A 7,947-nucleotide genomic window follows, 5' to 3' on the forward strand; every position below is an offset into this window, starting at 1 on the left:
GTTGATGAAGTAAATCTGCTTGAAGACCATCTGGTGGATCTCCTCCTTGATGCAGCTGCAATGGGGGTAAATTATGTCGAGCGGGAAGGGATTTCGTTTTCTCATCCGGCACGGTTCCTCCTTGTCGGTACGATGAATCCGGAAGAAGGTGACCTCCGTCCCCAGCTCCTGGACAGGTTTGGTCTTGTGGTGGATGTAACCGGTGAAGAAGATATTCAGGTACGCAAAGAAATAATCCGGAGAAGACTGGCCTTTGAACATAATCCACAGGAATTCACCAGTTCTTATCATGCATCAGAAAAAGTATTACGGGATTATGTGATATCTGCAAAACCCATGATTAACAAGATACCAATCGATGATACAATTCTTGACAAGATAGTAACCATTACCCTGCGATTGGGTGTTGACGGTCATCGCGCTGATCTGACATTGATACGAGCTGGCCTCGCTTCAGCTGCATTAGCAGGGAGAACATCTATTTCCCAGGAAGACATTACCCGGGCTGCCGGACTTGCCCTCCCTCACCGGATGTACCGCCGACCATTCGAAGAACAGAATAGTGATATGGAACAAGTGGAATCCTGGATTGCGGAGCTTTATCAGGATGTTTCATGAACATGAGTATTTTGCTGATATAAAAGGACTAAATGAAGCAAAATTATCACTTCTACTCTTCCTGGTATCACCAGCTATCAGGAGTCTGATTCTGATTGGCGGGACCGGAACAGGCAAATCTCATCTTGCCAGGCTGGCCACATCAGTAACAGATCAAAAAACCGTTCATCTTCCTCAACATGCAACATGGGACCGGGTTTTTGGGTCAATTGATTTCACGGCATCATTAGCACGGGGAGAAGAAGTAATTGAGCATGGACTTTTAAAAAGGGCTGACGGAGGTATTGTTATCATGGATGATATTCATCTCATGGATCATACTCTCATAACCGCAGTTCTCACTGCAGCAGAGACCGGAACGGTGATAATTGAAAGAGATGGAATATCATCAATATATCAGACAAATTTTAAAATAATCGCGACTCTGAATCAGGAAGAAGGAGAAATCACTCCACATATAATTGACCGTTTTTCCCTCTGTGCTCTATGCCCGGCAATAACCGATCCATTCCTCCGGAAACAGTTTCTAAAAGAAGCCATAGGTAGAAACCCATATTATTCTATTCCTGATTTGAAATGCTCTGAAAAAGAAAATAATCAAAGAGAACAGATTCTCAAAGCTCAAAACCGGTACCCGTATGTCCATATTCCGGATGGAATAATGGATCTGGTCACGAGTCTTGCTATAGACCTGGGAGTTGAGGGCCATCGTGGTGATATTGCTCATTGCAGCGCAGCCTCTGCCCTTGCAGCGCTAAACGAACGAGATCAGGTTTCAGTTGATGATATTTCTGCAACTCTGCAGGTATCTCTCCAACACCGGAGACGAGATTACCAGAAAGAGTCACCCTCTTTACATGATACCGAGAAAAAACAATCATCTCTACCGGAATGTGAGAGTAAAAAGGATGAAGATGGATTGCCACAGAATAACCACCCCCAAAAAGAGGATCAGAATGAGTCACAGCAAAAACAAATCCCACAAGCTCCTGCTCCGGATCAGGTCTTTGCAGTAGGCGATATGCAATTCACAAAAGATCTCATATCTCAAAAGAAAAATAGGAATTTCTGTCCAATGGGGAAAACCGGGAAAAAAGGATCACATCAGAACATTTCATATAACGGAAGATATTTCCGGTCAAAACATCCTTCAGGAAAAATATATGATATTGCATTTGATGCGACCTTCCGTGCAGCGGCACCACACCAGATTGCCCGATCAAATGGAACACTGGCTTTGAATATATCCGTACAGGACATTCGTGTAAAAGAACGGAAACGAAAATCAGGGCGCACTATCATCTTTGTAGTCGATTCAAGTGGCTCCATGGGTGCTGCAAAACGAATGATAGCAGTAAAAGGAGCAGTCCTCTCATTACTCAAAGATGCATATATTAACCGTGACCAGGTCGCTCTTATTTCATTCAGGGGTACAGGGGCAGAAGTTCTGTTAAAACCCACCCGAAGTGGAATGACTGCATATCATCAGCTGGCACATCTTCCAACCGGGGGATTAACTCCCTTATCCTCTGGAATTTACACTGCAGTAAGCCTCATCAGAACAATCAGACGTAAAAATTCTCATGATGAACCATTTGTCATAATAATCTCTGATGGCAGGGCAAATCATGCACGATCAGGTAATGATCCGGTTTCAGAAGCATGGATGGCTGCGGCGGCGGCGAGAAATGAGAAGGCACATTACTATGTGATAGATACCGAATGTGGCTATCCTCGGTTTTACCTGGCAAAAAAACTTGCTGAACATATCGGGGGAACATATACGCTGCTTGAAACCATGAACGGAGAAGAAATCGTTCAGTTTGTCAGACAGGAAAGTGGCCGTCAAACCAAATATTAATGAAATAAATAAAAAAAAGTTTAATTAAAATAAAGTTACATATGTAAAGGAGATTTTGATCATGGTAAATCATACAGTCCCCTTACATACCTCTCATATTATCCTTGTGTTTTTTTTGATATCGGGATTTCTCATACCCCTGCCGGTGTTTGCAGATAATAAAATCCAGAATGTAGAACAGGATCAGGTATATCCGGAATATGCAACCGGTTTTTCTGTTGAATATCATGAGGATTATAAAGTAGTCACGGTTACAAAACCCTGGCGAGGATCTGATGAATCATATACCTATGTCCTCGTAAAACCGGGTGTGAATCCACCTCATCTTGGAAAAGGAGAAGAAATCATAACAATCCCTTCAGAACGGTTTGTTTCACTCTCATCGACCTATCTTCCATATCTTCCCATTCTTGGAATCACCAGCTCATTAAAAGGAGTCACGAATCCGAATACTGTGTACACACCTGAGGTTCGTAATCTCATTCAGGAGGGAAAAGTACTTGATGTCTCCGGAGGTGGGTCAGGAATGGCAACAGGTATCAATCTTGAAACTTTGATAGACCTGAACCCTGATCTTGTCATGACTTATGCAACTGGACAACCGGAGTATGATGCACACCCAAAACTTCAGGAAGCGGGTATTCCTGTAGTTCTGAATGCTGAATACATGGAAGAAGATCCCTTGGGGCGGGCAGAATGGATAAAATTCATTTCGGTATTTTTCAACCGGGAAAAAGAAGCGAATGCTTACTTTGAAGAGATTAAAAAAGAATATCAGTCACTCGAAAAATCGGTTCATTCACGCAATGATACCTATCCGACCGTATTTGTGAATAATAACTGGCACGGGACTTGGAATATGGCTGGGGGTCGTAGTTTTGTTGCTGAACTATTACGAGACGCAGGAGCGGATTATCTCTGGTCTGATGACACAACTACCGGAAGTATTCCGCTCGATTTTGAAATAGTATACGATAGAGCACAGAAAGCAGATTATTGGTTAAATCCGGGTACTGCGATGACTCTTCAGGAATTATTGGGAGAGGATGCCAGGTATTCAGAGTTTGCTGCAGTAAAATCTAAAAAGATTTATAACAATAATGCCCGGGTAAATGCCGGAGGAGGGAATGATTACTGGGAATCCGGCGTAGCACATCCCGAAGTAATATTAAAGGATTTAATTAAAATATTTCACCCTGAAGTTGTTTCAGATCATAATCTGGTTTACTACCGGCATCTGGATTAAATGAGATATTCAATATCCATGATTTTATCCGGCCATTTCAGCATACGAATTGCAGGAATAATGACATTTCTCCTTATTTTATTAATAATCCTGTTTTTCCTTGAATTGGTTCTCGGATCAGTTGCAATCCCCTATCAAGAAATTTTCCGGATTCTTACTGGTCATGGTTCCTCACATGACAGCTGGATTATGATCATCTACAATTTCCGACTGCCTAAAGCAGTGGTCGGTTTATGTGCAGGTGCATGTCTTGCAATCGCCGGCCTTTTCATGCAGACACTCTTTCGAAATCCTCTTGCCGGACCTGATGTTCTTGGCCTTTCAGCAGGAGCCAGCCTTGGGGTTGCAATCGTTGTTCTCTCCGCAGGAACGGCAGGAGCCTCTTCGATTCTTGGGAATCTGGGATTTTTCGGAAGTGTTGGTATTGCAATAGCAGCATCTTTCGGATCAGGTCTTGTCCTCCTTATGATCCTGGCGGTTTCAAAAAGAGTTCAAAGCAGTATGACACTCCTTATTCTAGGGCTCATGTTTGGGTATACAGCAAACTCTTTCATTTCAATTCTCATGCATTTTGCCCTGGCAGAGCGTATACAGGCATATACTATCTGGAGTTTTGGTTCATTTGGTGGAGCAACATGGGACCAGATACAGGTTCTGGTTTTGTTTGCTGTATTTGGTCTGATATGTTCAATATTTCTGATTAAGCATCTGAACGTACTCCTTCTCGGTGACCAATATGCCGAGAGCATGGGTCTTAATCTTATCAGAACAAGAAATAAAATTTTCATCATCACCGCAGTTCTCTCCGGAGTAGTAACGGCATTTTGCGGGCCTATTGGATTTATTGGAATATCCGTCCCACATCTCTGCCGTGCACTCTTTGCGACTGCAAATCATTGCATTCTTATACCGGCATGCATCCTGCTCGGGGCCTGTCTTGCTCTTACTGCAGATATTATCGCATCAGTTCCGGGGTATTCCATTACCCTTCCTTTAAATGCCATTACCTCCCTTATCGGGGCACCAGTAGTTATCTGGATTATTTTTTCAAAAAGCAGGAATGGGATGGAGGTCAGTGTCTGATGGGGCTTATTCATATAGACAAACTTACCATCGGGTACAAAAAAAGAAAGAATGGAGAGAGAAAAGTCATCTCTCATCTTAATCTGGATATGAATACCGGTGAGTTAATTTGTCTTGTCGGTCCGAACGGCAGTGGAAAATCAACTCTTTTAAAAACAATTACTGGCCTTTTGCCGCCGTTAGACGGTGAGGTTTTTCTTTCTGGCAGGAATATCCGGTCGATATCGTCTCTGGAACAGGCAAAACTGGTATCTATGGTACTAACGAATCCGGTTCAGGCCGGACAACTGACGGTATATGATGTTTGCAGTCTGGGAAGGTATCCACATACCGACTGGATAGGATCATTGGCACAGGAAGACCATGATATGATAACCGCATCTTTGGATGCTATTGGAATCAGACATTTTGCACACCGTTATTTACATGAACTGTCGGATGGTGAACGACAAAAGGTGATGATCGCCCGGGCTCTTGCACAAAATTCAAAACTTATAATTCTGGATGAACCTACTGCCTTTCTTGATATGCCCTATAGGATAGAAATAATGCATATTCTAAAAAATCTTGCCCTGAAAGAAGATCGGGGAATTCTCCTTTCAACACATGATCTGGATCTTGCAATGCGAACTGCAGATCGCCTCTGGGTCGTCAATCGGGATGGATCTTTTCATGATGGTGCTCCTGAAGATCTTGTTTTAAAAGGAGTTATTTCACAGGTGTTTGCCATTGGTGAAATCGCCTATGATGCGGAGCGGGGACGTTTTCACATACCTGTCCATCCCAAGGGATCAGCACGGATAACCGGAGAGAATGGAAAATTCAGATTTTGGACAGAAAGAGCCATGGAAAGGATTGGATTTATTTCACAGGAAAATGAATCGGCAGAGGTTCATGTACACATCGTTCCCACCGAAAAATGCATGACCTGGATTATTCAGACTCCCGGTACGGTGAAACATTTTTCCAATCTGACTGATGGAATACACTGGATACAAACCTTAAAGACAGCAGGTTAATCTAATTTCCCTGCAGTTATTAGTCTTTTTACCTACAGATATTGGAGAAATATAAGTAATGAAGTATTATAACCCGAAGGGATCAATTTCCCGGATTGCAGTGTATGGAAAAGGAGGAATTGGAAAATCAACGATATCAGCTAATATTTCTGCAGCTCTTTCAGATGAAGGGCATTCAGTCCTGCATATAGGTTGTGATCCAAAACATGATTCAACCAGGACACTTCTCGGGGAACTTCATACCCACACCGTAACCGATTTTTTCCGTGCATCTGGTATCCAGACTGATTATTCAGTTCTCATCAGGACAGGATATAATGGAATTGCCTGTATAGAAGCCGGGGGTCCGGAACCTGGTGTGGGTTGTGCAGGAAGGGGAATTTTAAGTACATTTGAAATTCTCAAACAGATAGAGACTGATTCTTCCCGGTATACCTATACCATCTATGATGTCCTGGGAGATGTGGTATGTGGGGGATTTGCTGTCCCACTCAGACATGGATATGCAGATATCATCCTGATTGTGACATCTGGCGAATATATGTCATTATATGCAGCAAATAATATACTTCGCGGCATTCATAATTATGATGGCAACATACAACGAATTGGAGGGATCATCTATAATTCCCGCGGAGGAGCTGAGGAAGATGAACAAGTAAAAAAATTTTCTCATGCAGTCAGTCTCCCTATCCTGGTTAAGATCCCAAGAAGCGAGATCTTTCTCACCGCAGAACGGCATTCAAAGACCGTGGTTGCTGCATTTCCAAATAGCCAGGAAACACTATTATTTCGAAAACTGGTATCTGAATTTTTTTCAACTAAAAACCCTATTCCCCGGTATCCTGCTCACCCTCTTGATGTAATTGACCTTGAATCACTTATACTTGGAAGAGATATATCTGGATTTACCTCCTTCTCTCATCAGGTACAGCTGGATGTCAGACCCGGAATCTCATACATTGATAATGGAACCGGTCATTATACCATCCCAAAAAAGCCTCCTCTATTTGGTTGTGCATTTGCCGGGGCAATAGCCGTACTCGCTCAAATCCGGGATGCTTCTGTTATTGCCCATTGTCCCTCAAGTTGTGCACATATTGTCTCCAATCTTCTGATCTCTTCACAAAACCGGGATTGTGATAAATCAGATCATCATGGTAAACATATGTCATTTTCATTTATTCATACCAGGATGGATGAAAAAATGATGGTATTCGGGGGAATTGAAGAGTTAAAAAAAACTATTGTTAATTCTGTTGGATCCGGCAAACGTGTAATATTTATTGTATCCGGATGTACACCCGGTATAACCGGGGATGATATTGTAGGTTGTTCATCTGAAATGAGCCAGAATCTGGGTATACCGATCATTCCTGTACCGGTAAACGGAATCGGAGAGGGAGACTTCAGTGCAGGCACCATGGCAGGGTATCACGCCTCTTTACAACTGGTGAAACAGGAAGCCGGGAAAAAGATAGGTTCTGTGGTCATTGTTGGAGAAAAAATTCTTGCGAATAATACAACTGCAAATTTTAATGAATTAAATCATTATCTCTCTACTCTTGATATCCCGGTTTCATGCAGGTTTCTTACATATACCTCGGTAAATGAGCTGGAATCCATGAGTGAACAAAGTATCATTCTCCCGGCATCTTCTGATAAAAATACCCTGGAAATATCTAAAATCATTTCAGAAAAAACCGGATTAGAAATATTTCCTCATTCTTTTCCATATACCTTCCATGAAACGGTCAGATGGATTGAGGATCTTGCTGACAGATTCAGTGTCCGGGATATGGGTTCAGCACTTATCGCACGAAATGAGAAAATATACTGTGAAGAAATTGCATTGGTTAAGCAGATGACTTCTGGAAAACGGGTAATTATCGCTTCGTCTGGTCCGGATATATCCTGGGTTTTAGAGGTGGTCAGAGAATGTGAGATGGAAATAATCTGTGCAGGATTTTTTTCATCTCCGTATACTACGAAACATTATCAAAAAGATACCGACCCATCCATAGTAATGGATTATAGTCCCGATGCACTCTATGATGATATCAAAACACATCATCCGGACCTTGTATTAACCACTATCTGGCTTGATCATACAAAAGCTG

At 42.4% G+C, this 7,947-nt stretch carries 6 protein-coding genes; all 6 read left to right on the top strand.

Features of this window, described 5'->3' with window-relative positions:
• Positions 1–618: magnesium chelatase (locus tag LDL35_RS13100; RefSeq protein ID WP_304023176.1), on the top strand; the 618-nt coding region annotated here is incomplete at its 5' end.
• Positions 608–2,479: a VWA domain-containing protein gene (locus LDL35_RS13105; RefSeq protein WP_304023178.1), complete on the top strand. Its 1,872-nt coding sequence runs from the start codon at positions 608–610 to the stop codon at positions 2,477–2,479. The genes LDL35_RS13100 and LDL35_RS13105, both read left to right, overlap by 11 nt.
• 61 nt (positions 2,480–2,540) lie before the next feature.
• The gene (locus LDL35_RS13110) at positions 2,541–3,725 is read left to right on the top strand and encodes an ABC transporter substrate-binding protein (RefSeq protein WP_304023181.1); all 1,185 of its coding nucleotides are present in this window, start codon (positions 2,541–2,543) and stop codon (positions 3,723–3,725) included.
• 60 nt (positions 3,726–3,785) lie between these two features.
• Positions 3,786–4,808, top strand: a complete 1,023-nt coding sequence (locus LDL35_RS13115) for an iron ABC transporter permease (RefSeq protein WP_304023184.1) — start codon at positions 3,786–3,788, stop codon at positions 4,806–4,808.
• On the top strand, positions 4,808–5,827 hold the full coding sequence (locus LDL35_RS13120; protein ID WP_304023186.1) for an ABC transporter ATP-binding protein: 1,020 nt from the start codon (positions 4,808–4,810) through the stop codon (positions 5,825–5,827). Before LDL35_RS13115 ends, LDL35_RS13120 begins: the two co-directional genes overlap by 1 nt.
• A gap of 58 nt (positions 5,828–5,885) precedes the next feature.
• The coding region (locus LDL35_RS13125; protein ID WP_304023189.1) for a nitrogenase component 1 at positions 5,886–7,947 on the top strand (2,062 nt) is incomplete at its 3' end.

The organism is Methanospirillum hungatei (assembly GCF_020216685.1).
Taxonomy (GTDB): domain Archaea; phylum Halobacteriota; class Methanomicrobia; order Methanomicrobiales; family Methanospirillaceae; genus Methanospirillum; species Methanospirillum hungatei_B.